At 57.4% G+C, this 25042-nt stretch carries 26 protein-coding genes; 17 read left to right on the plus strand and 9 right to left on the minus strand.

What is annotated here, in order from left to right; translation table 11 throughout:
• Nucleotides 1-26: 26 nt before the first annotated feature.
• Both copD and copC read right to left on the minus strand, forming a co-directional pair.
• Nucleotides 27-908 carry a copper homeostasis membrane protein CopD gene (gene copD, locus LSG25_RS04880; protein ID WP_232743586.1) on the minus strand — a complete coding sequence of 294 codons (882 nt, stop codon included), beginning with the start codon at nt 906-908 and terminating at the stop codon, nt 27-29.
• Nucleotides 909-913: 5 nt separating this feature from the next.
• A complete protein-coding gene (gene copC, locus LSG25_RS04885) occupies nt 914-1327 on the minus strand; it encodes a copper homeostasis periplasmic binding protein CopC (RefSeq protein ID WP_232743587.1) in 414 nt (137 codons plus the stop codon).
• 270 nt (nt 1328-1597) lie between these two features.
• On the opposite strand from copC, the gene LSG25_RS04890 reads away from it, so the two are divergent.
• The 8 genes from LSG25_RS04890 (at nt 1598) to LSG25_RS04925 (ending at nt 10601) form a co-directional block, all read left to right on the plus strand.
• Nucleotides 1598-1771: a YezD family protein gene (locus tag LSG25_RS04890; RefSeq protein WP_232743588.1), complete on the plus strand. Its 174-nt coding sequence runs from the start codon at nt 1598-1600 to the stop codon at nt 1769-1771.
• Nucleotides 1772-1870: 99 nt separating this feature from the next.
• Nucleotides 1871-2962 (plus strand): sulfate ABC transporter substrate-binding protein, encoded by a 1092-nt coding sequence (locus tag LSG25_RS04895; RefSeq protein ID WP_232743589.1) that lies wholly within the window; start codon nt 1871-1873, stop codon nt 2960-2962.
• A 37-nt stretch (nt 2963-2999) separates the two neighbouring features.
• Nucleotides 3000-3911, plus strand: a complete 912-nt coding sequence (gene cysT, locus LSG25_RS04900; RefSeq protein WP_232743590.1) for a sulfate ABC transporter permease subunit CysT — start codon at nt 3000-3002, stop codon at nt 3909-3911.
• On the plus strand, nt 3908-4804 hold the full coding sequence (gene cysW, locus LSG25_RS04905) for a sulfate ABC transporter permease subunit CysW (protein WP_232743591.1): 897 nt from the start codon (nt 3908-3910) through the stop codon (nt 4802-4804). The genes cysT and cysW overlap by 4 nt, the downstream gene beginning before the upstream one ends.
• Nucleotides 4801-5874, plus strand: a complete 1074-nt coding sequence (locus LSG25_RS04910) for a sulfate/molybdate ABC transporter ATP-binding protein (protein WP_232743592.1) — start codon at nt 4801-4803, stop codon at nt 5872-5874. The genes cysW and LSG25_RS04910 overlap by 4 nt, the downstream gene beginning before the upstream one ends.
• 81 nt (nt 5875-5955) lie before the next feature.
• Nucleotides 5956-7572 (plus strand): acyl-CoA synthetase, encoded by a 1617-nt coding sequence (locus LSG25_RS04915; protein WP_232743593.1) that lies wholly within the window; start codon nt 5956-5958, stop codon nt 7570-7572.
• A gap of 151 nt (nt 7573-7723) precedes the next feature.
• Nucleotides 7724-9307, plus strand: a complete 1584-nt coding sequence (locus LSG25_RS04920; RefSeq protein ID WP_232743594.1) for a DUF1800 domain-containing protein — start codon at nt 7724-7726, stop codon at nt 9305-9307.
• 10 nt (nt 9308-9317) lie between these two features.
• Entirely contained in the window at nt 9318-10601 is a 1284-nt protein-coding gene (locus LSG25_RS04925) for a DUF1501 domain-containing protein (protein WP_232743595.1), read from the plus strand.
• Here LSG25_RS04925 and LSG25_RS04930 read toward each other — a convergent pair.
• The 4 genes from LSG25_RS04930 to LSG25_RS04945 form a co-directional block, all read right to left on the minus strand.
• Nucleotides 10582-11025 carry a DoxX family protein gene (locus tag LSG25_RS04930; RefSeq protein WP_232743596.1) on the minus strand — a complete coding sequence of 148 codons (444 nt, stop codon included), beginning with the start codon at nt 11023-11025 and terminating at the stop codon, nt 10582-10584. The genes LSG25_RS04925 and LSG25_RS04930 overlap by 20 nt on opposite strands.
• 255 nt (nt 11026-11280) lie before the next feature.
• Nucleotides 11281-12072, minus strand: a complete 792-nt coding sequence (locus LSG25_RS04935; protein ID WP_232744564.1) for an ABC transporter permease — start codon at nt 12070-12072, stop codon at nt 11281-11283.
• A gap of 107 nt (nt 12073-12179) precedes the next feature.
• Nucleotides 12180-12971 carry an ABC transporter ATP-binding protein gene (locus LSG25_RS04940; RefSeq protein ID WP_232743597.1) on the minus strand — a complete coding sequence of 264 codons (792 nt, stop codon included), beginning with the start codon at nt 12969-12971 and terminating at the stop codon, nt 12180-12182.
• 175 nt (nt 12972-13146) lie between these two features.
• Nucleotides 13147-14163: an ABC transporter substrate-binding protein gene (locus LSG25_RS04945; RefSeq protein ID WP_232743598.1), complete on the minus strand. Its 1017-nt coding sequence runs from the start codon at nt 14161-14163 to the stop codon at nt 13147-13149.
• 256 nt (nt 14164-14419) lie between these two features.
• On the opposite strand from LSG25_RS04945, the gene LSG25_RS04950 reads away from it, so the two are divergent.
• Nucleotides 14420-15094 carry a response regulator transcription factor gene (locus tag LSG25_RS04950; protein WP_232743599.1) on the plus strand — a complete coding sequence of 225 codons (675 nt, stop codon included), beginning with the start codon at nt 14420-14422 and terminating at the stop codon, nt 15092-15094.
• Nucleotides 15091-16476 carry a sensor histidine kinase gene (locus LSG25_RS04955; protein ID WP_232743600.1) on the plus strand — a complete coding sequence of 462 codons (1386 nt, stop codon included), beginning with the start codon at nt 15091-15093 and terminating at the stop codon, nt 16474-16476. The genes LSG25_RS04950 and LSG25_RS04955 overlap by 4 nt, the downstream gene beginning before the upstream one ends.
• A gap of 57 nt (nt 16477-16533) precedes the next feature.
• Here the strand turns inward: LSG25_RS04955 and LSG25_RS04960 are convergent, their stop codons facing one another.
• From LSG25_RS04960 to LSG25_RS04970, 3 genes are all read right to left on the minus strand, one after another.
• The gene (locus LSG25_RS04960) at nt 16534-16743 is read right to left on the minus strand and encodes a putative signal transducing protein (protein ID WP_232743601.1); all 210 of its coding nucleotides are present in this window, start codon (nt 16741-16743) and stop codon (nt 16534-16536) included.
• A gap of 86 nt (nt 16744-16829) precedes the next feature.
• The gene (locus LSG25_RS04965; protein ID WP_232743602.1) at nt 16830-17417 is read right to left on the minus strand and encodes a TMEM175 family protein; all 588 of its coding nucleotides are present in this window, start codon (nt 17415-17417) and stop codon (nt 16830-16832) included.
• A gap of 119 nt (nt 17418-17536) precedes the next feature.
• A complete protein-coding gene (locus LSG25_RS04970) occupies nt 17537-18499 on the minus strand; it encodes a LysR family transcriptional regulator (RefSeq protein ID WP_232743603.1) in 963 nt (320 codons plus the stop codon).
• A 36-nt stretch (nt 18500-18535) separates the two neighbouring features.
• Here LSG25_RS04970 and LSG25_RS04975 point away from each other — a divergent pair, with 36 nt between their 5' ends.
• The 7 genes from LSG25_RS04975 (at nt 18536) to LSG25_RS05005 (ending at nt 25041) form a co-directional block, all read left to right on the plus strand.
• On the plus strand, nt 18536-19417 hold the full coding sequence (locus tag LSG25_RS04975; RefSeq protein WP_232743604.1) for a TauD/TfdA family dioxygenase: 882 nt from the start codon (nt 18536-18538) through the stop codon (nt 19415-19417).
• A 33-nt stretch (nt 19418-19450) separates the two neighbouring features.
• Nucleotides 19451-20521, plus strand: coding sequence for a mandelate racemase/muconate lactonizing enzyme family protein (locus LSG25_RS04980; protein ID WP_232743605.1), 1071 nt, complete (start codon nt 19451-19453; stop codon nt 20519-20521).
• Entirely contained in the window at nt 20487-21536 is a 1050-nt protein-coding gene (locus LSG25_RS04985; RefSeq protein ID WP_232743606.1) for a tripartite tricarboxylate transporter substrate binding protein, read from the plus strand. The genes LSG25_RS04980 and LSG25_RS04985 overlap by 35 nt, the downstream gene beginning before the upstream one ends.
• Nucleotides 21537-21549: 13 nt before the next feature.
• Nucleotides 21550-22530, plus strand: coding sequence for a tripartite tricarboxylate transporter substrate binding protein (locus LSG25_RS04990; RefSeq protein WP_232743607.1), 981 nt, complete (start codon nt 21550-21552; stop codon nt 22528-22530).
• A gap of 30 nt (nt 22531-22560) precedes the next feature.
• A complete protein-coding gene (locus tag LSG25_RS04995) occupies nt 22561-23406 on the plus strand; it encodes a fumarylacetoacetate hydrolase family protein (protein WP_232743608.1) in 846 nt (281 codons plus the stop codon).
• 193 nt (nt 23407-23599) lie between these two features.
• Nucleotides 23600-24388: a hydroxypyruvate isomerase family protein gene (locus LSG25_RS05000; RefSeq protein WP_232743609.1), complete on the plus strand. Its 789-nt coding sequence runs from the start codon at nt 23600-23602 to the stop codon at nt 24386-24388.
• On the plus strand, nt 24385-25041 hold the full coding sequence (locus LSG25_RS05005) for an aldolase (RefSeq protein ID WP_232743610.1): 657 nt from the start codon (nt 24385-24387) through the stop codon (nt 25039-25041). Before LSG25_RS05000 ends, LSG25_RS05005 begins: the two co-directional genes overlap by 4 nt.
• The last annotated feature ends 1 nt before the right edge of the window (nt 25042 follow it).

Genomic DNA, 25042 nt, shown 5'->3' on the forward strand with positions numbered 1-25042 from the left:
TCCCATTACAACAATTTTCCGGCCTGCTACACCGGTTCCAGCGTCGCGAACCAGCTCACCAGGCCCAGCACTCCTAAGCCCAATGCAATTTCCACGCCAACAAGACGGGCGAACATGTCTACGGCATTAGTCGAATCGCCGTTCATCCTTGGCACCAGCACATAGCGGTTGACCAGAGCCAACAACGTCATCAGGCCGACCAGCATTATTTTTACAAGCAGCAGGCGCTGGTAGATCGACGACCATTGCAAAGGCCATGCGCCCAACACCAGCCCTATATTGACCAGGCCGCTGACAACAACGGCAATAACGGCAAAATGACCGATGCTTGAAAAGCGGATGTGAGTGCGGATGACGTCCTGGCGATGCGCTGTTTTCAAATAGGCCATGGTCCAGAGCAAGGGGATCAGGCACCCCAGCCAGTACGCGCCCGAGAAAAGATGCACGGCCTGATTGACGCCCGCGATCGCGTTCACATAACCCTTGTGGCTCGCCGCATGTCCGACAAAGGCCATGCATAGCAACATCAAGGTCGAAAGAACGGGCAATATCCCATGCCGCTGCCGGCCAAGCCCCGTCAGCACGCACAAAAGCGCCAGGCCGGAAAGCCCCAGTTGCCAGCGCCACACTCGACCGAACGAAGTACCCAGCACCGCCAGCCAGGTAGAGGGATCAAAGGCATCCGGCCAGCCATTGCCCATCTGCCCCGCCTGCAAACACAGCAACACCCCGGCGCAAACACACGCGACAATGGTGCATCCATGCAGCATGAGCCGGGTACGGGATCTGGACGCGGGCCTGAACGCGCCTGGCGTCAGGCACTCTACGTAGATGCTTATGCCAAACATCAGGTAAAGCGCGGAAAAATGTATCCAGCGCGTGACTATATAGACCCCGTCGAGACTCATGAAGGCTACTTGAGGCTGAAGCTGTAGTCGCCCTTGGTCTTGTGCCCATCGACCGACACGGCATGCCAGTTCACCCGATATTGCCCCGCGGGCATTGGGCCTTGAACGGAGATAAGCAAACGGGAGTTGTCCTGCGGGTCCACTGTGGGCTGGCTCAGTTTCACCGGCACATTTTTCGGCCCGCTAATGGAAACACCGCTGAATTTCGGTTCGACGCCTTCGGAGAACTTCAGTTTAATCACACTGGGCGCAGCGCTGACGACTGACTTGGCGGCAGGGACTTCCGATTTAAGATGAGCATGGGCAAAGGCCGGTTGCGATATCAGGGCCAATGCCAGCGGCGTGGCATAAGCAACGAGTTTGCACAAGGGATGTTCGATCGACATGGCGGCAATTTCCTGAATATTAATGAGAACCATTACTATAATCCCTGCCGCTGTCGCACCGCTGAACCTCCAGCCTCGGCGCGGACATGGCCGGCACATAGTATCGCAAAGCTCTCGTTTCACCACGGCCGTGCCGGCGTTGATTCATCTGGTGCGAAAAGATCTGGATAGGCAATAGATCCATACTGCATATTGAAATCGCTAAATATTCCTATAAGTTCTATCTTGCGGGACTTAGAATCTTCAACATGGCCTGCCCCAAGGCAGTCGCCATCCGGCAACACCGTATTGAAGAACACGCTCATGACCCACGACACTTTCGACCCTGCGCAGTTCGACAAGCTGTTGGAACAGATCCAGCAGCTTGTCGGGCCGCTGCACTATGGCACGGTGGAATTGACGTTCCATCAAGGCAAGCTGGTGCAAGTGGAGAAAAAGGAAAAACTGCGGCTTGCCGATGGCAAGGCCCGCGCCTGATTCCAAACCGCCGCATACGCTTTCCCCAAACCAACAATCCGTTTATCTGCTGACTGGACCACCGGAAGCTGAAAATCCCATTTTCATTCTGGAGGTTCCATGTTTTTGCAATTCCGTCATTTCCGATCCATCGCCGCAAACCGCGCTCAAGCCAAACGCCTGCTGCTCGGCCTGAGCCTGGGCCTGCTGGGCCTGGGCAACGCTCACGCAGACACTACCCTGCTGAACGTATCCTATGACCCGACCCGGGAACTGTACGCCGCCTACAACCCCATCTTTGCCGAGCACTGGAAGAAAACCACCGGCGAGACAGTGACGATCAAAACGTCCAATGGCGGCTCGGGATCGCAGGCGCGCGCTGTCATCGATGGATTGGGGGCGGATGTCGTCACTCTGGCGCTGGCGTATGACATCGAGGCCATCGCCGATAAAACCGGCAAGATTCCGTCCAACTGGCAAAGCCGCCTGCCCGACAACAGCGCGCCCTATACCTCGACCATCGTGTTCCTGGTGCGCAAAGGCAATCCCAAGCATATCCGCGACTGGAATGACCTGATACGCAAAGATGTGCAGATCATCACGCCCAACCCCAAGACATCGGGAGGCGCGCGCTGGAATTACCTGGCTGCCTGGGGCTATGAACTGAAGCAGCAGCTTGGCGACCTGGCCGTGCTCAAGGACCCTGCCGCCAAAGACAAAATAGCCGCCGCCCAGGAAAAGGCCAAGGAGTTCGTCGCAAGGATTTATAAAAACACCCCCGTGCTGGACTCGGGCGCCCGCGGAGCGACCAATACGTTCGTCAAACGCGGCATCGGCGATGTGCTGCTGGCCTGGGAAAATGAAGCGCTGCTGTCGAAATACAAACTGAAGGGCGATTTCGATATTGTCATACCCTCGATCAGCATCCTGGCCGAACCGCCGGTGGCTGTGGTCGATGGCAACGCCGACAAGCATGGCGCTGGCAAAGTCGCCAAGGCGTATCTGGATTACCTGTATTCCCCCGCAGGACAGAAACTCGCGGCGGCCAATTATTACCGTCCCCAGCATCCCGAATTTGCCGACGCCAAAGATCTGGCCCTGCTGCCCAAAGTAGCTCTATTCAAGCTCCAGGACGTATTCGGCACATGGCAGCAAGTACAGAAAACGCACTTCAGCAATGGCGGCGTATTCGACCAGATCTATCTGAAATAGAATTTCCACAAGCGGTCAACTCCATCCAGAGAGACTAATGGCAACTATCTCATCGACTACCCTGCCAGGCGTGCGTCTGCCGCCTGGCAGCTCCACTCGCCTGAAAAAAAGGCGGCTTCGTTCTTCGTCAATCTTGCCCGGTCTGCGTCCGACATTGGGATATACGCTGGCCTACCTGTGCCTGATCGTGCTGATTCCCCTGTCGGCCCTGGTGCTCAAGACCCTGCAGTTGAGCCCCCATCAAATCTGGGCGCTGCTCACCTCGCCTCGCGTGGTCGCCGCATTTCGAGTAAGCCTCGCGTGCTCACTGGCGGCGGCCATCATCACCGCTGTACTGGGACTGATAGTGGCCTGGGTCCTGGCCCGTTATGCATTTCCCGGGAAAAGGCTGTTCGACGCGCTGGTCGACCTGCCCTTTGCCCTGCCCACCGCGGTAGCCGGCATTGTCCTGACCACGCTCTATGCCCCCCAAGGGTGGCTGGGGCAATGGCTGGCCCTGGCGGGCATCAAGGTTGCATTCACCCCCTTGGGCATTGTCGTGGCCATGATCTTCATCGGCCTGCCCTTTGTCGTGCGCACGATACAGCCTGTCCTTCAGGAACTCGATCCAGCCATGGAAGAAGCCGCGGCCAGCCTGGGCGCGCACTATGGCCACACGTTTGCCAAGGTGATCTTTCCCAATATCCTGCCCGCGCTGCTTACGGGTTTTGCGCTGGCGTTTGCCCGCGGCATAGGTGAATACGGCTCGGTTATTTTCATCGCCGGCAATATGCCCATGCGGTCGGAAATCGTCCCCCTGCTCATCGTGACCCAGCTCCAGCAATTCGACTACAGCAGCGCCACGGCAATAGCATTGGGCATGCTGCTGATTTCATTCACGCTGCTGTTGATCATCAACCTGCTGCAACTGTGGACTCGGCGCCATGCCGGCAAGGACGCCAAGAAATGACCGCTATAGCCCTTGGCCCCGCTGCCTTGAATGCAAGGGAGCCGCGCTGGATACGCGGCGTCCTGACCGCCGCCGCCCTCGGCATACTGGCGCTGTTCCTGGTGCTGCCCCTGATTGCGGTGCTGACGGAAGCTTTCCATCAGGGGCTGAATGCGTATGCGACCGCGCTGACACAAGCCGACGCCCTGTCCGCCATCCGCCTGACGCTGCTGGTCGCCGCCATTACCGTACCCTTGAATACACTGTTTGGCATCTCCGCGGCATGGGCCATCGCCCGCTTCCGCTTCCGTGGCCGCAGTGTGCTGATGACACTGATCGATCTGCCCTTCTCCATATCGCCCGTGATCTCGGGATTGATCTACGTACTGATCTTCGGCGCGCAAGGCTGGTTCGGCCCCTGGCTGGATGCCCACAATATCCATGTCCTGTTTGCCGTACCGGGCATTGTGCTGGCCACGGTCTTCGTGACCTTTCCATTTGTGGCGCGTGAATTGATCCCGCTCATGCAGGAGCAGGGCCAGGAAGAAGAGGAAGCCGCGCTAAGCCTGGGCGCCGGCGGCTGGACTACATTCATCAAAGTCACCTTGCCCAACATCAAATGGGGGCTGCTGTACGGAGTGCTTCTGTGCAACGCCCGCGCCATGGGTGAGTTCGGGGCGGTATCGGTGGTATCGGGGCATATACGCGGCGAAACCAATACGCTGCCCTTGCAGGTGGAGCAGCTTTATAACGAGTACGACTTCGTGGGCGCCTTTGCCGTGGCTTCCCTGCTGGCCTTGCTGGCCATCGTTACCCTGCTGGCCAAGTCGATACTGGAATGGCAGCAGGCCAGGCAGCGCGCCGTCAAGACTCCGCAAGACCCCATTTTATATTCCGAACAGGCCGCATCATGAGTATCGAACTTCTGGACATCCGCAAGCAATTCGGCGGCTTTACCGCGCTGGACAATGTCAGCCTCGACATACCCGAGGGCGAACTGGTCGCACTGCTGGGGCCGTCGGGCTGCGGCAAGACGACTTTGCTGCGCATCATCGCCGGCCTGGAACAGGCCGACAGCGGCAGCGTTGCCATCCACGGCCAGGACAAGACCGATCAGCATGTCAAGAACCGCGGCATCGGCTTTGTATTCCAGCACTACGCGCTCTTTCGGCACATGACGGTATTCGACAATATCGCTTTTGGCCTGCGTGCCAAACCCAGGCGCCAGCGACCGCCCGAAACCGTTATACGCAACAAGGTCGTGGAACTTCTCGATCTGGTTCAACTGGGCTGGCTGGGCGATCGCTATCCCGACCAACTATCCGGCGGACAGCGCCAGCGTATTGCCCTGGCTCGCGCCCTGGCCGTGGAACCCAAGGTATTGCTGCTTGACGAACCGTTCGGCGCGCTCGACGCGAGCGTACGCAAGGACCTGCGGCGCTGGCTGCGCAATCTGCACCAGAATCTTAAGGTCACCAGCATCTTTGTCACTCACGATCAGGAAGAGGCCATGGAAGTGGCCAGCCAAATCGTCGTCATGAACAAGGGCCGCGTCGAACAGGTCGGTTCGCCCGCCGCCGTCTACGATCAGCCGGCTACGCCTTTCGTTTCGCGCTTCATCGGCAACGTCAATGTGTTCCAGGGTCGCATCCGCGACGGCCGCATCGATCTCGGGCACTGGCAGTTGCCCCTGACCGGGCCGGTCAATCCGGACACCGCCCGCATTTCGGCCTTTGTGCGGCCCCATGAGGCCGAGCTTACGCGGCAAGCGGACGCGGGGCTGCCGCCGGTACAAATCGAGCATATTCTTCCCTTGGGCAGTGTGGTCCGACTGGAATTGAGCATGGCGCAGGGCGCGAACGCCGGCCCTATCCAAATAGAAATCCCACGCCGCGACTACAACGAACTCAAGCTGCAGGACGGCGGCAAGCTGTTTCTTCGCCTGTTGCAAGGCCAGGCATTTCCATCCGAGGCGACACATTGAATGGAATCGCGGGTGGCTTCTGCGACTGCCCGCCCACGTCGAGCACTCCTGCTACTAAAATAAACAGACCAAGGAGACAAAATGCTCAAAGCTCAGCAAAACTACCAGGCCACCTGCCAGGCCTTTGCATGGAATATTCCTGAACACTACAACATCGGGGTCGATGCCTGCGACAAATGGGCCGACGGCTCGGGCCGCCTGGCTCTGATCAGCGAGAAATCCCCCACAGAACAAACGCGCTACAGCTTTGACGAACTGAAAAAACTGTCCAATCAGTTCGCCCATGCCTTGATCCGCCACGGGGTGCAAAAGGGCGATCGCGTTGGCATATTCCTGCCGCAGGCGCTGGAAACCGCCGTCGCGCACTTGGCCATCTACAAGATAGGAGCCATCGCCGTCCCGCTGTTTACTCTGTTCGGCACCGAAGCCCTGCAATTCCGCTTAAGCAATTCGGGCGCCAAGGCGCTCGTCACCCACGAGGAAGGCCGGCAGAAACTGGCTGAAATCCGCAGCGCCCTGCCCGATCTGGCAACCCTGTTCAATATCGACGCGGCAAAGTCGCAAGCCGATTGTTTATCGTTCTGGCACGAGCTTGAACAACAGTCGCCGGACTTCACCCCCGTCGATACCCTGGCCGACGATCCGGCCGTCATTATTTATACCTCGGGCACCACAGGCAAGCCCAAGGGAGCGCTGCATGCCCATCGCGTACTGCTGGGGCATTTGCCCGGCGTGGAAATATCGCATGATTTTTTCCCTTCGCATGCCGAGCTCATGTGGACCCCCGCCGACTGGGCCTGGATAGGCGGACTGCTCGATGTCCTGCTGCCCGCCTGGCATCACGGCGTTCCGGTGCTAGCTCGCCGTTTTGCGAAATTCGACGCTCCCGCCGCCTACGACTTGATGTCGCGCCATGGCGTCACGCACACATTTCTGCCGCCCACCGCCTTGAAAATGCTTAGAACAGTCGAGAATCCCCGCGCGCGCTGGCCGCTGAAACTGGTATCGGTAGCCAGCGGCGGCGAATCGCTGGGCTTGGAACTGATCGAATGGGGCAAGAAAAACCTGGGCCTGACCATTAATGAATTTTATGGACAGACCGAATGCAATATGATTGTCTCCTCGTGCTCAACGCTTTTCCCGCCTTTGATCGGCACCATGGGCAAGGCTGTTCCCGGCCATGTCATCGATATCGTGGACGATGCCGGCCAAGCCGTTCCAAACGGCAAGGAAGGCAATATCGGCGTGCTGGCGCCCGATCCGGTCATGATGCTGCACTACTGGCAGAACCCCCAGGCCACGCGGGAAAAATTTGCCGGCAAGTACCTGGTAACCGGCGATATAGGAATACGCGACGACCAGGATTTCATCCGGTTCCTGGGCCGCAATGACGACGTCATCACCAGTGCCGGCTACCGCATCGGCCCGGGCCCCATCGAAGACTGCCTGTTGGGCCATCCCGCCGTGAAAATGGCGGCAGTCGTGGGTGTGCCCGACGATGAGCGCACTGAAGTGGTCAAGGCCTTTATTATCCTGAACGAGGGCTATAGCGCCAGCGAGGCCCTGGTCCGGGATATCCAGAATCATGTCAAGCGGAAGGCTGCCGCTCACGAGTATCCACGCAAGATCAGCTTCGTCGAATCCCTGCCTATGACGGCAACCGGCAAAATCATCCGCAAGGAACTGCGCAAGATGTAGAGACGGCGCAAAGCGCAGGGGCGGCCCTTGTGCCCAATCCGCGCAGCTGCGAAACGCATTGAAATAAAAATTTCTCCGCAGCAAGCCTTTGAAACAGACAGCCCCGGCAAAGAAGCGCACTATTGGCAGGCCAAGCCACGGAGTGTTTCCCATGTGGACAAGTCCGCTGAAAACCATACTGAGCGCCGCCGGCCTGCTTGCCGCATGCGGTGTGTTCACGGCTGGCGCTGCAACACCGATCAGCGCCGCGGATCTACGCCTGATACAGCGCGTCACGTTCGGCCCTACGGCCGAAACGCTGCAAACATTTTCCCGGGAAGGCCGGCATAAATGGCTGGAAAGCCAATTGCATTATGTGGGCGATCAATGCCTGCCCGCCGAGATCCGCAACCGTATCGAGAAGTTGGATATCGAGCATGACAATCCCGCCGCGGTCTGGCGTGCGCGACAAGCGGCGCTTAAAGAAGCGCGGGAACAGGGTTCGCAGCAGGCCAGGATGGCAGTGCGCCGGGAATACGATCGGCAAAGTCTGGCGCAGGCCTTCGAACGCCGGACCTTGCGTGCCTTGTACTGCAGCAATCAACTGCAGGAAAAACTGGTCTGGTTCTGGTACAACCATTTCAATATCTATGGCCACAAGGGGATTACGCCGATCTTCGTACCCGATTACGAAGAGCAGGCCATACGCCCACATGTGCTGGGAAGGTTCCAGGATCTGCTGATGGCCACGCTGACGCACCCCGCCATGCTCGAGTACCTGGACAATGCGCGCAATATCAAGGGCAAGCCCAACGAAAACTACGGCCGTGAAATCATGGAACTGCACACCATGGGAGTCGATAGCGGCTATACCCAAAACGACGTGCAGGAACTTGCCGCAATCCTGAGCGGCGCACGATTCTACGTGAAGGACAAGCCGCTTAAGCAGGTGCGGCGCCTCTCGGCGTACTACCTGGAGCACGGCGCTTTTATCTTTGATCCGGCCAGGCACGATGCGGGCGACAGGATTTTTCTAGGCAAGCCATTCAAAGGTTCGCCCGGCTTCGACGAAATAGAACGCGCCGCCGCAATACTCGCACACCAACCCGCCACCGCGCGCTTCATATCCAGAAAACTGGCCACCTATTTTCTGTCGGACGATCCACCCAAAGCCGTCGTGGATCAAATGGCGCAAACCTATATGAAGACCGACGGAGAAATTGCCTCGGTCCTGCGCACACTGTTCGAGTCGAAGCTGTTCGATGCCAATGTAAAGCCCAAATTCAAGGACCCTGTTCAATATATTTATTCATCGATCCGCCTGCTGTACGGCGATCGCGTCGTGCGGAATACGGCGCCCATTCAGCGCTGGATCAAGGGGCTGGCCGAAGCTCCGTACGAGCACCTGACGCCGGAAGGCTATGGCATGACCCGCGGCGACTGGGCCAACGCCGACCAGTTGGCCAAGCGGCTAGGCTATGCCGGCCAACTGGCGTCGCCTCGAAACAAATTGTTCACTCCTGCCGATTCCGGGCTGGCCTCGCGGGAAAGCAATATCGCCCTTGATCCAGCCAGTGCCGCTTATCTCGAGTCCATATCGGAAAATTCCGCTCACAGCTACCTGGACAATGCCAGGCTGCAGGCATTGAAGCCGATCTATGAGTCCCCGAACCTGCCGCCCCTGCTGAACAAAACGCCCCAGGCAGCACAAAAAGCCGCGCTGATCATTTCCTCGCCGACTTTCATGGAATATTAGGAATCCCATCATGCGCCCGCCTCCTTATTCACTCCTCGCCCCCGAACTCCCCGGCCAGGCTTCATACGGGCGCCGCGATTTTTTGAAAGCCGCAAGCGCGCTCGCGCTGCTATCTTCATCGGCCAAGGTCTGGGCCGTTCCTTCGGCCCGGGGCGCCAGGCTGTTGACGGTGATGATGCGCGGCGGTTACGACGCGGCGAATTTCCTTGTACCCATCAGTTCCGAAGATTACTACGCGGCGCGCCCCCGCATCGCCGTTGCGCGCCCTGACCCGCGCAACCCGGACGCTGCCCTTGCTCTGGATGAACACTGGGGGCTGAACCCCGCTGTCAAAGAGCATTTTTTGCCGCTTTATCAAGCCGGCCAGGCGCTGCTGGTACCCTATTCGGGCAACTCCGGCGCACCACGCAGCCACTTTGAAGCCCAGGATTTAATGGAGCTTGGCCTGGCATCCGGCAATCCGCATCCCAGCCATCGCAGCGGCTGGATGGGACGACTGATCGAGCGCCTGGGTGTCGCCCACTCCGGCGGCTCGGGCATTTCATTTACGCAAAACCTGGCGCTCTCCATGAAAGGCAATGTCGCCGTTCCCAATATTGCGCTGTCCGGCGGCACAATGGCCAGAAGCAAACCTCGGCACGACGCGGAAATGCAGCAGCTTTACCGAGGCAGCTCCCTGGAAAAGCTGCTCGATGAAGGTATCGCGACTCGACAGACCGTCGCCGCCACGCTGGATGCCCCCGATACGCTGCAAAAAGAAATGATCGCGGCCAGCCGCGGCGCGCCCGACGCTTCGGCATTCGAGAAACAAATGCATTCAATAGCCCGGCTGATGCGAACCCAGCAGGCCTATTCCGTGGGGTTTGTCGATGTAGGCGGCTGGGACACCCATGTAGGGGAAGGAAACGGCAAAGGCCAGCTATCCGGCAAACTTGGCAATCTGTCCAAAGGTCTGGCCGCTTATGCAAGGGAAATGGGCCCTGCCTGGCGCCACACCATGGTGCTGGTGATCAGCGAATTTGGCCGCACCTTCAGGGAAAACGGCAACCAGGGCACCGACCACGGCCACGGAACAGTCATGTGGGTACTGGGCGGAGGATTACGGGGCGGGCGCCTGGCCGGCCGCCAGGAGCCTGTCACAAACAGCATGTTGAACGAGCAGCGCGACCTGCCCGTCTACAACGATTACCGCGGCGTCGCCGCCGAAGCCATCGCGGCACTTTACGGCTTGGGAGCCAGGGATCTGGACTATATATTGCCGGGCGCGCCCCGACTCAAGCTCGCCCTGGTGTAGGGGTGGGCCTTATGGTGCCGAACTTGAGTTCCGACAAAATGGCGGCAAGGATCAGGCCGCCGATCACGGTGAAGTGTTCGAGCACCAGCATCATGTCCAGAAAACTCGCCAGGCCTTGCAGCTTCCAGAACTGATGCGCCACCGGGATCGTTGCCAAGGTGAACACGGCCAGCATGCCCGCGCCCAGCCAGGCCCAGCGCCGCCCGAAAATAAGCAGTGCCGAGCCAGCCAACTGCACCAATATGACCAGCGCGGCAATAAGCGCCGGCGGCTTCAGGCCGAACTGCGCCATCTCGGCCTGAGCGGTGGTGAAGTCCCATAACTTGGTGAATCCGCTCGCCCAATAAATGAACGTCAGCGCCGCCACACCCACATAAAACAGCCCGTTGGAACGCAACAGGCACGGAATGAATTTGCACATCATGGATGAACCCCTTTTAGGAAGCGGCGCTATTCTGGACCCACGCTTTCCTCCCGCCGCCTGGACAAATCGCAAACGGATCGTAGTAGTATTTTGTTACGCCGTCCAGTCATTTCAGCTTGCTCGCCCACCAGCCATAAGAGAAGAATTCCTCGCCGCCTGCGCAAAAAAAAAACGCGCCGATCCGCAACGATCGGCACGCTTCGATTTCCGGCGACCCCGGCGATTGCGCACCAGGCGCACGCCGGCAGCCGGACTTCAAGCGTTCTCGAACTGCGCCGGGCGCCACTTCAGCAGACGGCCCTCGATGTAAGTCAGAATGTACTCGGCGATCAGGGCCACCACCGCCAGCACTATCATGGCCGCAAACACACCGCTGGCGTTGAAGGCGCCTTGGGCCGTGGAAATCAGCAAGCCTATGCCCTCACGCGCGCCCAGGAACTCGCCCACCACGGCACCCACCAGCGCGAAGCCAAAGCTGACATGCAGGCTGGCCAGGATCCAGCTCAAGGCCGAGGGAATGACCACTTGCATGGTGACCTGGCGTGGCGAAGCGCCCAGTATCTGCGCATTGGCAATCATGTAGCGGTCGGCTTCGCGTACTCCCTGAAACGCATTGCCGAACACCACAAAGAACACCATCACCACGGCCAATGCCACTTTGGAGGCCATGCCCAGGCCCAGCGCAATTACAAAAATGGAGCCCAGCACGACACGTGGAATCGAGTTGGCAACTTTAATGTACACACTGAATATATCGGCCAGGAACTGGTTGCGTCCAAGCAGAATGCCGCAAATGACACCCGCGACGCCGCCGATCAGGAACCCGATCAAGGTCTCTTCCAGTGTGACCACCACTTGCAGCCACAAGGGCCCCTGCGAGGTGCCTTCCATGGTCCAATCGTAAATCTGCTTGGCGATCAGCGTAGGTTTGGAATAGAAAAAAGGGTCGATCCAGTGCAGGCTGGCGAATAATTCCCAGCCCCCCAGAACGCCGACCAGAATGGCTAGCCGCCAGAAAATAATCAGTTGGGCGCGACGGCGCACCATGCGCTGCGCTTCGGTTTCTGCTTGCTGCAGGGTATCTTTGACGGCATTGGCGCGATCGCTGGCCGTCGTGTAAGTATCAGCATGACTGGTCATGGTGGAGCACTCCTTTAACCGATTTTGACTTCAGCACGCAAATCGTCCCAGATTTCACGTGCATAGCGTATGAATGTTTGTTCGTAGCGCACTTCCGATATAACGCGCGGACGCGGCAATTCGATGTCGTAAATGTGCTTGACGGTCGCCGGACGGCTCGTCAACACAATGACTTTGTCGGCCAGGGCTATGGCCTCCTCCAGGTCGTGGGTCACAAACACCACGGAGCCGCCGCTGGCAGCCCAAAGCTGCAGCAATTCATCCTGCATCACCGTGCGGGTCTGCATATCCAGGGCGCTGAAAGGCTCGTCCATCAGCAGGATTTCCGGGCTGTTGATGAATGTCTGGGCCAGCGATACCCGCTTGCGCATGCCGCCAGACAGTTGATGGGGGTAGTGCTGGCCGAATTTTTCCAGCCCCACACGCCGCAGCCAGTCCTGGGCCAGTTCCTTGGCCTGCGCCGGCTTCTGGCCGCGAAACATCGGGCCGGCCGCCACATTGTCGAGCACGCTGCGCCACGGAAAGATCGCATCGTTCTGGAATACGAAACCAATCCGCGGATCGATGCCGTCGACGGGCTGGCCCATGACGGTAACCGTGCCTGTGGTCGGTTTCAGCAAACCCGTGATCAGGCTGAGCGTGGTCGATTTCCCGCAACCCGTCGGGCCCACAATCGCACAAAACTCGCCGCGCTTGACGCTCATGCTGAAATCTTGCAGGGCAATGGTGGCTTTGCCGTCGGGAGAGATGAAACGGCACGTGATATTCTGCATTTCGATGGCAGACGTCGTGGATTGATCTTGCATGGTTTACTCAGTAGTTAAAGCATAAGGTTTACGGTGTCGCCCCGTTCGGGCAGCGCGCAAGCGACCTGGCCGCGCGAACCCGAAGGCCGTGGCTACAGAGCCTCTGCCCGGCCCGGAATCAAGGTTTGCGCACATCGCATCCACCGCAAAGCCGGGCCACGCGGCCGTCAACCGGCTATTTTTTATTGGCGGCGTCCACAAATGCCGTGGTGTACGTCTTGGACAAATCGATATGAGCCGCCTTCACCTGCGGCTTGAAGGTCGACAGAACCTTCAGGACAGTCGGAGGTCCGTTTTCAGGCATGCGGCCATCGGCGGTGAACATCGGCATGGAGGCCTTCAGCGCCTTGATGTACAAGTCCTTGTTGCCGGCGTAGTAATCCTTGGGCATTTTGTCGGCGATTTCTTCAGCCGAATGCGTATGGATGTACTTCATGGTTTTCACAAAGGCATTGGCCAGTTTCTGGGCTTCGGCCTTGTGGCTGTCCACCCAGGCATTGGGCATGTACAGGCTGGCGGCGGGATACAAGCCACCCAGGGCTTTTTCCGTATCGGCGGGAGTGCGCATGTCGACCAATACCTTGCCCTGCCCGCTGGCTACAAGCTGAGTGACGGTCGGATCGGTGGTCATGCCGGCATCGATGCGGTTTTGCTGAATGGAAGCAATAAAGGTATTGCCCGCGCCTACCGGCAGAATCGTGTAATCGCCATGCTTCAAACCGGCAACGAACGCCATGTATTGCGTCAGGAAATCGGTGGAGGAACCCAGCCCCGTCACACCCAGGGTCTTGCCCTTGAAGTCGGCTGGGCCTTTGATCTTGCCTTCCTGCTTGGCGGCAATGACTTCCACTTCGCCCGGCGCCTGCGAAAACTGCACTATCGATTCGACGTTCTTGCCTTTGGCCTGCAAATCAATCGAGTGATCATAGAAACCCACTACGCCCTGGACGGCGCCGGCCAGCATTTCGTTTTCGGCATTGACGCCGGCGGGCTCGGAGAGCAAATCGACGTTCAGGCCTTCGGCTTTGAAATAGCCCAGGTTGTCGGCCAGCTTGGCCGGAAGATAAATGATCTTGTTGATGCCGCCCACCATAATGGTGATCTTGTCTGCCGCTTGAGCTGTGCTCATTGCGCAGGCAGCCAAGGCGGAGGCAACCGCGGTATATTTAAGAATACGAGCAATACTGGACATAAGGGTCTCCTGATTGAAAAGCGATTTTTATCGACCTGACATTGGAAATGCCACAATTGCAATGCTAGAGGCGCCGACTTTCATCCAGCTTTCGCCAGGCAAGCGAAAACATAGGGGGAAACCCGTGTTTTGCCCGAAACCAGGCTTATCCACACCAGGCACGGCAATTTCTTTAAGGGCTTTGTCAGTCTGACACCCAATACTGCCCGTATGAACAAAGCCATCCACCCGCCAACGCTCCCATAGATTCAAAAACATGAGACTGCTACTCGTCGAAGACAACCAGGAACTGGCACTGTGGCTGTCCACTGTTTTGCAGGAAGACGCCTTTCGGGTGGATTGCGTGCACGACGCGGAAACGGCGAATGTCCTGCTCAACGACGAACATTACGACGCGGTGCTGCTCGACCTGAAACTCCCCAGCGCCAGTGGGCAAAGCGTCTTGCGCCGCTTGCGCCGCCAGCAGAACCAGACCCCCGTCATGGTGCTGACGGCCAGCGACTCGCTGGACCTGAAGGTCGAGTGCCTGGAAACCGGCGCCGACGATTATCTGGTAAAGCCCTTCGAAGTCCGCGAACTCGTGGCCCGCATCAAGGCCCTGATCCGGCGCCACAGCGGCAGCGCAACCCCGTTGCTGGCCTGTGCCGACCTGAACTACGACACCAATACGCGGCAATTCCAGATCGGCGGCGAAGCCCTGACTTTGCCTCCCCGCGAACACAGTCTGCTCGAAGCCCTGCTCATGCATCAAGGCAAGACCATGAGCAAGGCCAGCCTGATGCAGAGCGTTTTTGGCCTGAGCGCCGAAGCCAGTGAAGATGCCCTGGAAATTTATATTCATCGCCTGCGGCGCAAGCTCGACGCTTCGCAAGCCACCATCGTCACGCTGCGCGGGCTGGGCTACCTGCTGACCCCGCGCCACTCCGCATGAACAGCTTGCGCGTTCGCCTGGCGCTGTGGGTGCTGCTGCCCTTGTCGGTCGCCCTGTCGTTCAGCATCTGGTTTTCCTATCAGGATGGCCTGCAGGATGCACAGGCGCAGCAAGATCACCAGCTCTGGACCTCGGCCCAGATTATTGCCGGGCAGATACAGTGGGTCGACGGCCACCTGATGTCGTCCGTGCCGCCCGTGGCACTGGAAGTATTTGCGTCGGCAAGCCACGACCAGGTTTTTTTTTCGGCCTCTACCGATAACGGCCATCTATTGGCCGGCTGGCCCAATCTACCCATAGAATTCACGCCGACCACGACTCAGCGCGAAAGCTACCAGGACATGATCTACCAGGGCCAGCAACTGCGCAGCTACAGCATGGTTCGCGATTTTTTCGATTCGGGCAAATCCCGGGAAGTCACGGTAACCGTGGCAAAGACCCAGAATCAGCTTGCCGCGGACGCCCGGGAGCTGTGGTGGCCCAATATGCTGCGCGAAAGCGGCATGCTGGTGCTGGTGCTGGTGCTGATGCTGCTTGGCCTGCGTCACGAGCTGAAACCCCTGGCGGCTCTGCGGGGCGCGGTGCTCAATCGCGAGCACACCGATCTGCGCCCCATACAACTGAAAGACCTCCCTCTGGAACTGCGCCCGGTGGTGGAAACCATCAATCAATATGGCGCACGCATACAAAGGCAGATCGATTCGCGCAAACGCTTTATTGAAGACGCCGCGCACCAGTTGCGCACCCCCATGGCCTTGCTCAGCACTCAATTGCATTATGCGGCCGGCCTGGCCTCGACACCGGAATTGAAAAAAATTCTTGCCGCGTTAAGCCAGAACCGGCAGCAAATTACCCAACTGGTGAATCAGCTGTTGAGCCTCTCCCAGGCGGAAAGCCTGCGCGCCGGGCACGCGGCGCGGGTACCGCTGGATATGCTCCCACTGGTGCACGAAGTGCTGGTCGAACTCGCCCCCTTGGCGGCACACCGCGAAATCGATCTGGGCATCGGCCCCGGAGCCGACCAGGCCAGGCTCTACGCCCACCGCCCCGCCTTGTATGCACTGCTGTTCAATCTGGCCGACAACGCCATCCGCTACACCCCGCCCGGCGGCAGCGTCACGGTATCGGTCGCGACAACGCCCGAAGGCCATGTCGTGCTGGAGGTGGAAGATACCGGCCCCGGCATCCCGCCGGAATTGCGTACGCGTGTGTTCGAGCGTTTCAATCGCGGCAACGCCACCGACCAGGAAGGCACGGGCCTGGGCCTGGCCATCGTCCAGGAGGCTGCCGCCGCTTGCGGCGGCCATGTCAGCCTGCACACCGGCCGACAGGGCACAGGATTGCGGGCGACAGTGAAATTCAAATCGGCCCGACCGGCTTGATGACACCCGCAATGCCAACATCCCGCCGCAAGGCCCGGCATCCGGCGCCCCGCTTCCTTACAAGAACGACCGGACCAACTCCTTGGCCAGCTCGGCCTGATCGTCCTCGACCATCAGCATTTGGGCGTTGAGGCTGTTCGAGATCGGCCCGGGGTACATCGAACTGAATGCCCCGCCACGCATAAAGAATGAAATGCCATAGGCCTGCATCAGCGATGCAATCACAGCCGCCTCGGACTCCGACTTCGGAGAATATACGGGAATCATATCTCGCCCCTCTGCGTATTTTTATCTGTCCAACGGCTTGCCCGCCCCTGCTTGCGGGCCAAGTCGCCGTTCCACGAACCATAAGCTTACTCTTTGCCGCGCGCCACGATTTCACGCTCCACGCGCCGGTCTGGAATCAACCACATGCAGGCCGCCCCAATATAAAAAGCGCCGGCCAGCCACGACGACACGAACGAACTGCCAATGCCCAGCAGATACAGCACCGGCGAGATCTTGCCTTTTTTGTCCGCGCCGACAGCATGGGCAAGCGGGGAATCCGCCCCTTGCGACCTGACGATCAGGTTCTGCAAAATGACATACGCGATTGCGCAGCACAACAGATTAAGGCCATAGAGAAACAACGCCGCCGGCGCAAAATGATTTTCCCCCATCCAGCCGGTGGTGAACGGCAATAGCGACAACCAGAACAGCAAATGCAGATTTGCCCAAAGTATCGTTCCATTTACCTTATTGACCAGATGCAGCATGTGGTGGTGGTTATTCCAATATATCCCCAGGTAGATAAAACTCAGGACATAGCTCAGGAATACCGGCACCACAGGCACAAGCGCCGCGAAATCCGACCCATGGGGCACCTTCATTTCCAGCACCATAATGGTCAGTATGATCGCGAGCACGCCGTCGCTGAAAGCTTCAAGGCGGTTTTTATTCATGGAACGCTTCCCCAAGATTGGAATTCTATAGGTCACCATTTTAAATAACAAAACCCCGGACTAATACAGGTACATCGACGGCATCGTCACAGAACAATTTTTTTCAAAAAAATTTCGGATTAGCGCTGGTATTTTTTGGCATATTGGTCGCATAGCTCCATAAAAGTCTGCGCCGCTGGCGACGGCGACCTAGCCTTCAGCCGCACCACACAAATCGAACGATGAATCTCCGGAGATACAAGATCGACGGTCGCAAGATTGCCGGAGTTGACCAAAGGAATCAACGATGCCGGCAGAATCCCTACCCCCAGCTTATTGAGAATAAAGCCGATCAAGGTGCTTGTTTGTTCGACTTCAAATGATGGCTGGAATTTTTTCCCATGCTGCAGGTATTCGGCCTCCATCAGAATCCTGACATTACTTGTGCTCCTCAGCGAAACCAAACGATACGGCTGCAACTTAGTCCAGGTCACTTTTTTATACTTGGCCAGATCGTGATCAGGAGGGCAAACCAAGACCAGGCGATCCAGGAACAGCTCGCGATGCACTAAATCTTCGTCCAGAAATTTCGCCGGCGCCAATGCCAGCTCAACCGTCCCCGCCTTCAAAAGCTCGATCGACACCTCAGACAGCGCATCGTGCACGCGCAGGGCTATTTCAGGATACTTTTGTTGAAACGCATTAAGCACCTCGGGCAGAAAGGTCGCCGCCAATGAGGGGGCGGCCGATATCGCCAGGCTACCTCGCTTCCCGCTGACCAAATCGCTGATACTCGAAAGCGAAGAATCAAAGTCGTCAAGCATACGCGAAACCACTACCAGCAATTCGGCCCCTATTGGCGTAAGAATCACGGTCCGGGTCGTCCGGTCAAACAAAACAGCATCAACCCTTTCTTCGAGCTTGCGTATGGCAGCGCTAAGCGCAGGCTGCGACAAATAGACGTTTTTGGCAGCCTCGCTGAAATTGAGTGTGCGCGCCAGCGCCACAAAAGCTTCCAATTGCCGGAAAGTGATATTTATTTTCATAACAAATAAATTTATAACATAAATAAATTGGACTGATAAATAGCCTGTTTTTATCATCCCAACATCCAATAGATCTTTTTAAAGGAGATAACGATGCAAACCTTACATATCGACGATACGGTTCGCGTTACCGCTTCAGGAGGCGCATTGGGCGCCGATGTGCATAATGTAGATTTGTCGCAGCCCATTACGCAGCCGGCGGTAGAAGCTATCAAACAGGCGTGGGCAGATCACTTGGTTCTAAGGCTGCGAGGGCAAAAGAGACTCAGTGTGCAAAATCTGGCCGACTTTTCCCGCCATTTTGGATCTCTGGACAAAGCCCCCACTGCCAGTTCCAAGCTAGGCGACGATTTCGACTGGCAACATCCTGAGATAACCGTCATCTCAAATGTCACGACTAATGGCAAGCCTGTAGGAGCCCTTGGCGCATACGAAGCGGTATGGCATTCAGATATGACCTACAACCCCAAGCCGCCTAAAGGCAGCGCCCTGTATGCCATTGAAATTCCACCCAGTGGGGGCAATACTCAGTTCGCCAATATGTATGCGGCCTACGAGACTCTGCCTGCCAATCTGAAGACGCGAATCCAAGGGCTGCAGTGCATACATGACGCAAGCCGGAATAGCGCGGGCGAACTCCGCAAGGGCTATGAAGATATCAGCGACCCACGAAAAACCGTTGGTGCCACCCATCCACTGGTGCGTATCCATCCCGTAACAGGAAAACCCGCCCTGTTCCTGGGCAGGCGGCGCAATGCCTATATCGTTGGCCAGGAGGTCGAAGAAAGCGAAGATCTCCTGAATAGTTTATGGGCCCACGCGACCCAAGAGAAGTTTGTCTGGACTCAAGTATGGCAATTGGACGACCTGATTTTATGGGATAACCGCTGCACCATGCATAGGCGGGATTCTTTCGATGCCACGACGAGGCGGCTACTCTACCGTACACAAATTGCCGGTGAAGCAGTCATCTGATATTTCTTATAACACCCAATCCGGAATCCATTAATGATTATCGAAAGAGCTGTCGTCAGACAGTTGTCGTTTCCCCTGATCACACCCTATAAGCTGTCGATGGGCAATCTGCATTTGTTCGATCCGATAGTGCTTGAATTGCTGGACAAGGAGGGGCGCTCGGGATGGGGGGAATGCTTGATCATTCCCGGCTATACCGAAGAAACGGTAGAGGGATCCTGGAATACCGCCATCGAATTGGGCGAACGGCTGAAGAAAGTGGCCATAGGCCAAGCCCATTCGATCATCGCCGGATATGGCGGCCGGTATCCAGGCATGGCAAGCACAGCTTATGCAGCCCTGGACATGCTGTGCAGCGAGACGCCCTTCAGCGTTGACAAGGAAACTCGCGTTCCCTTGCTCGCCCCGTGCCAGGCCCATGAAGCGCATGCAATACGCGACGAGATCGATGCGCTTCTGGAAGCCGGCTTCGGAACCCTGAAAATCAAGGTCGGCTATAAATGGCAGGACGACCTGGACCGCATGTCGATCATACAGGGCTGCGTTGCGGGACGAGCTAGCCTGAGACTGGATGCCAACCAGGGCTATAGCAACGAGGACGGCCAGTCTTTCGCCTCTCGTTTGCATCCTCAAGGCATAGAGCTTCTGGAACAACCATGCGCTTCTGCAGACTGGGAAGCCAATGCCCGAGTCGCGGCGGTATCGACTGTTCCTGTGATGCTGGATGAATCGATCTACAAGGTCTCGGACATCGATCGCGCAGCCACTATTCCGAATGTCGGCTATGTCAAGCTCAAACTGAAAAAAATCGGCAGCGCTCAGCAATTGAGCGCTGCTCTACAACGAATACGAGACCTGGGCATGACGCCAGTGCTGGGAGACGGCGTATCGATTGAACTTGGATGCTGGATGGAGGCCTGCGTAGCGGCCAAGGGAATTTCCAACGCAGGCGAGATGAACGGCTTTTTAAAAACGCGAACCCGTTTGTTTGAAAATCCGCTGCCCTTCACTGACGGGGCTATTCATTTGCCTGCCGGTTACTGGCCACGCATTGATCGCAGTGTTCTGAATGCGCATACGCTGCGCATGCGAGATATTTATTAACAAAAAAAGCTGGAACAGGAGACAGGATATGAGAGCATTACTACTTGATGCAATACGAAAAATAAGTATGGCCGTGTTTTCGCTTGCTGCATTCATGAGCGTAGCCCAGGCGCAGAACTATCCAACAAGACCTATCAAAATTGTCGTAGCCGGACCATCAGGAGGAGGTACTGACTTTCTGGCCCGATTGGTGGCCGATAAGCTGGCCAAGGAATTTCAGCAATCTGTCATCGTCGAGAATCGGCCTGGCGCATCGGGCTTGATAGGAACAAAATATGTCCGGCAAGCACAGCCCGACGGCTATACCCTAATTATGGGACATGCCGCGACCCATGCCATTCTTCCTTTGATACATACCGATCCAACCTACGACCCGATCAAGGACTTCACCCCCATCAGCCTAATTGCCACGGCGCCCGAAGTCCTGGTAGTGCCGGCGAAATCGCCTATAAAGACGTTTGCCGATCTGCTCAGGCTCGCCAAGGCAAAGCCCAGTGCGGCCACCTACGGAACCCCAGGTATCGGCCAACCACAGCATATTCTGGCGCTGCGGGTGATGAAACAGGCTGGCATCAATATGCTGCATGTACCCTATAACGGCAGCAGCCCTGCCTTGACCGATTTACTAGGCGGGCGTCTGACCAGCATGTTTGTCACACCGGCCGCTGTAATGCCTTTTATCCACTCAGGAAAAATACGGGCTTTAGCGGTCAGTTCGCAAACTCGTTCAAAAATCATGCCCGACGTGCCCACACTGGAAGAAGCTGGCTTGACAGGCCTGTATCAGGTCGGCTGGTTCGGACTGTTCGGGCCTGCACATATGCCCAAGCCTGTGGTCGGTACGCTTAGCCAGGCCGTCATGAAAATCATGGCCGATCCTGCGATTCGCAAACAGATTTCGGCTTCATATATGGAGCCCGAAGGCAGCACTCCCGAACAGTTTGCAGCGTTCCAAGCTGCGGAAGTCGCGAAATTCAGAAAAATAGTGGCTGACGCCAACGTCAAAATCAATTAAAGAGGATAAGCACATGAAACTGACCAGACTGCTTGGATGGGGGCTTGCTATCGCGTGCTCCAGTGCGGGTCATATAGCATGGGCGACCACGCCCCACTATCCCGACAAATCAATAAGAATGATCGTTGCCTATCCACCGGGCGGAGGAACCGACATACTGGCCCGTCTGGTAGGCGCTGAACTCGGCCGCGAACTGGGCCAGAGCATTATCGTAATCAATCGCGGCGGCGCATCCGGGGCAATCGGCACGCTGGCTGCTGCGCGTTCCGATCCCGATGGATATACGATTCTCCTAGCAACGTCCAATGTAACGATTACACCCGCCATCGACAAAACCGCCAAGTTCTCGGTCACGCGCGATTTCAAAGCCGTCACCTTGCTAACGGAATCGCCATTTGCACTGGTCGCAACACCCTCGCTCAAGATCAAGACATTGCAGGATCTCGTGGAGCTTTCCCGAAAGAATCGAGGCTCCATTAATTACGCATCGACCGGCGTCGGCTCGCCCCAGCAACTGGCCACCGAACTTTTCAAAAAACGAACTGGCCTCGATTGGCTGCATGTACCCTACCAGGGTGGCGGACCATCATTGAGCGCGCTGCTGGAAGGCCAGGTGCAAGTCATGTTCAGCAATGTGCTGCCGGTCTTGCCGTACATCAAGACCGGCAAGCTGGTCGCGCTGGCTCAGACGACCCAGGAACGTCTGCCTGTCCTGCCAGACGTTCCAACCATGGCTGAAGCGGGCAGCAAGAATTTTGTCGTGAGTTTCTGGTCCGGCATTCTAGTGCCGGCAAAAACACCCGATTCCATTATCACAACGCTCAACACCGCACTATTGAAGGTCATGCAGAAGCCCAATATACGCGAACAGCTCATAGCACAAGGAACAATAGTCCATCCATTGAATAGCTTGAAGTTCGCGGAATACATACATCAAGATCAGGCCTATTGGCGTCACGTGGCTGAATTGACCCACATCAGCATTACGCATTGAACTGTCGGAAATACACAGAAGGAGTAACAAATGAAATTAGTGAGGTACGGGGCCGCAGGATACGAGAAGCCGGGCCTGATTGATGCTCAGGGCAATATCCGCGACCTGAGCCAGATAGTGCCCGACATTGCCGCAAGCCAATTTGACGGGGGTGTCTTCGATCATCTCATACAGACCGACCCCACTACGCTTCCTTTGGTGCGTGAACCGCAACGGCTAGGCGTACCTTATACCGGCATGCAAAAAATAGTCGCGGTAGGATTGAATTATTCAGACCATGCCGCCGAAGCGCATATGGCGTTGCCCAAAGAACCAATTTTGTTCAGCAAAGCCATCACCAGCCTGAATGGCCCATACGACAATGTCGTATATCCAGTTGGTTGCGAGAAAGTCGACTGGGAAGTGGAACTCGGTGCAGTGATAGGAAAAAAAACCAAAAATGTTTCCGAAACGCAAGCCCTGGAGCACGTGGCCGGCTATTGCATCGTCAATGATGTGTCCGAACGCGAACTACAAATCGAACGTAGCGCAGGGCAATGGCACAAAGGGAAAAGTCTGGACACCTTTTGCCCCGTGGGGCCTTATCTGGTCACTCAACATGATATTCCCAACCCGCAAAACCTGGCTTTGTGGCTGGACGTCAATGGGGTGCGCTGCCAAACCGGGCATACCAGCAAGATGATTTTCGGAGTGGCGCGCCTGATCAGCTATATCAGCCAGTACATCACCTTGATGCCCGGAGATCTCATCGCCACGGGCACTCCCCCTGGCGTCGGCATGGGAATGTCCCCACCCAAGTATCTACGGCATGGAGATCTTGTGGAGCTGGGCATCGACGGCCTGGGACAGCAATGCCAGAAAGTCGTTTCGATATAATCTGGCGGCGCGTATACGGTCAATTTGAAGAAGCCCCTCTCGAACAAGATGGGGTCGAGCCATAGCTTGCGAAAATAGTGCTTATTGGAAACCGGGGCTGGCGCAAACCAACGCAAGCTAATACCATGACGTTACGCACATGCATAGCGTCATAATGCTGCTGTGCAAGTACCATACGCGATAGGCCATAACCATGTTGAAATTCTCAGCCAATATTTCCATTATGTTCCAGGAACTGCCCGTACTGGAACGCCTGAAGGCCGCCGCGGACGCCGGCTTCAGGGCGATAGAAATCTGGTTCCCTTACGATATCCCTGCACCGGAAATGAAAGAGCAGCTGCGGAAACACCACCTTGTTTGCGTAGGCATGAACTCGCCGTCCGGCAATGCGGCCGCGGGCGACTGGGGGCTGGCCGCCGACCCCGCCCGGCGCGACGAATTCATGGCAAGCGTGCGCCAGGCCATGGTGTATGCCCAGGCAATCGATTGCCCCAAGGTGCATGTCATGGCGGGCGTTGCACCGCCCTCGCTAAGCGTTGCCGATGCATGGGAAGTCTATGGCGGCAACATCAAGACGGCGTGCGCCCTTGCACAGGATTACGGCCGCCAGGTCCTGATAGAGCCGCTCAATGCGCTTGACCGCCCCAGCTATCTTCTCACCCGGCAAGCCCAGGCCATCGATCTCATCCGCGCACTGAACTGCGGCAATCTGCAGATCATGCTCGATCTTTATCATGTGCAGCGCGGCGAAGGCAATCTGGTTGAACGGATGCGCGCCAGCATGCCATTTGCGGGCCATATCCAGATTGCGGATGTGCCGGGGCGACACGAACCCGGAACGGGCGAGGTCAACTTCCCTTTTGTTTTCGCCGAGATTGAACGCCTGGGCTACAAGGGCTGGATAGGTTGCGAATACGCGCCGCTTGGCGCCACGACCGAAGGCCTGGGCTGGCGGGAACGGCTTGCCGGATCGGCCACATGACGGAAACCCAGCTTCGAGACGAAATCGTACGGGTCGGGCGCAGCCTCTTTGAACGCGGCTACGTGCACGCCACCGCCGGCAATATCAGTTGCAGGCTCGACAATGGCTTTCTGATCACCCCCACCGACGCCTGCCTGGGCTTCCTGGATGCCGATCGCATTGCACGGGTCGATGCGCACGGCTCCTGGCTTGCCGGCGACAAGCCCAGCAAAACCCTGGCCTTGCACCAACACATTTATACCGCCGACCCAGGCGCCGCCTGCGTCATACACACCCACTCCACTCACCTGGTGGCGCTGACGCTCACGCGCACAACAGGCGAACCGGAACTCTTGCCACCCATCACACCGTATTTCGTCATGAAGATCGGGCACGTCCCGCTTATCCCCTATCATCGCCCCGGCAGTCCGCAAACAGGCGTGCTGGTGGAACAGCAAATTCTGCAGGCAAGGAAAAAAGGCTCACCCATTTGCGCTGTCATGCTGGACCGGCTCGGGCCCAATGTCTGGAGCGAAACCCCGGGCGGCGCCATGGCAATTCTGGAAGAGCTGGAAGAAACCGCCAAACTATGGATGCTCAGCCGGCACAGCGCAACGCCCCTGAGCAGCGATCAGATCGAAGAACTGCGCCAGGCATTCGGCGCGCGCTGGTAAT

This window comes from Paralcaligenes sp. KSB-10 (genome assembly GCF_021266465.1).
Taxonomy (GTDB): Bacteria; Pseudomonadota; Gammaproteobacteria; order Burkholderiales; family Burkholderiaceae_B.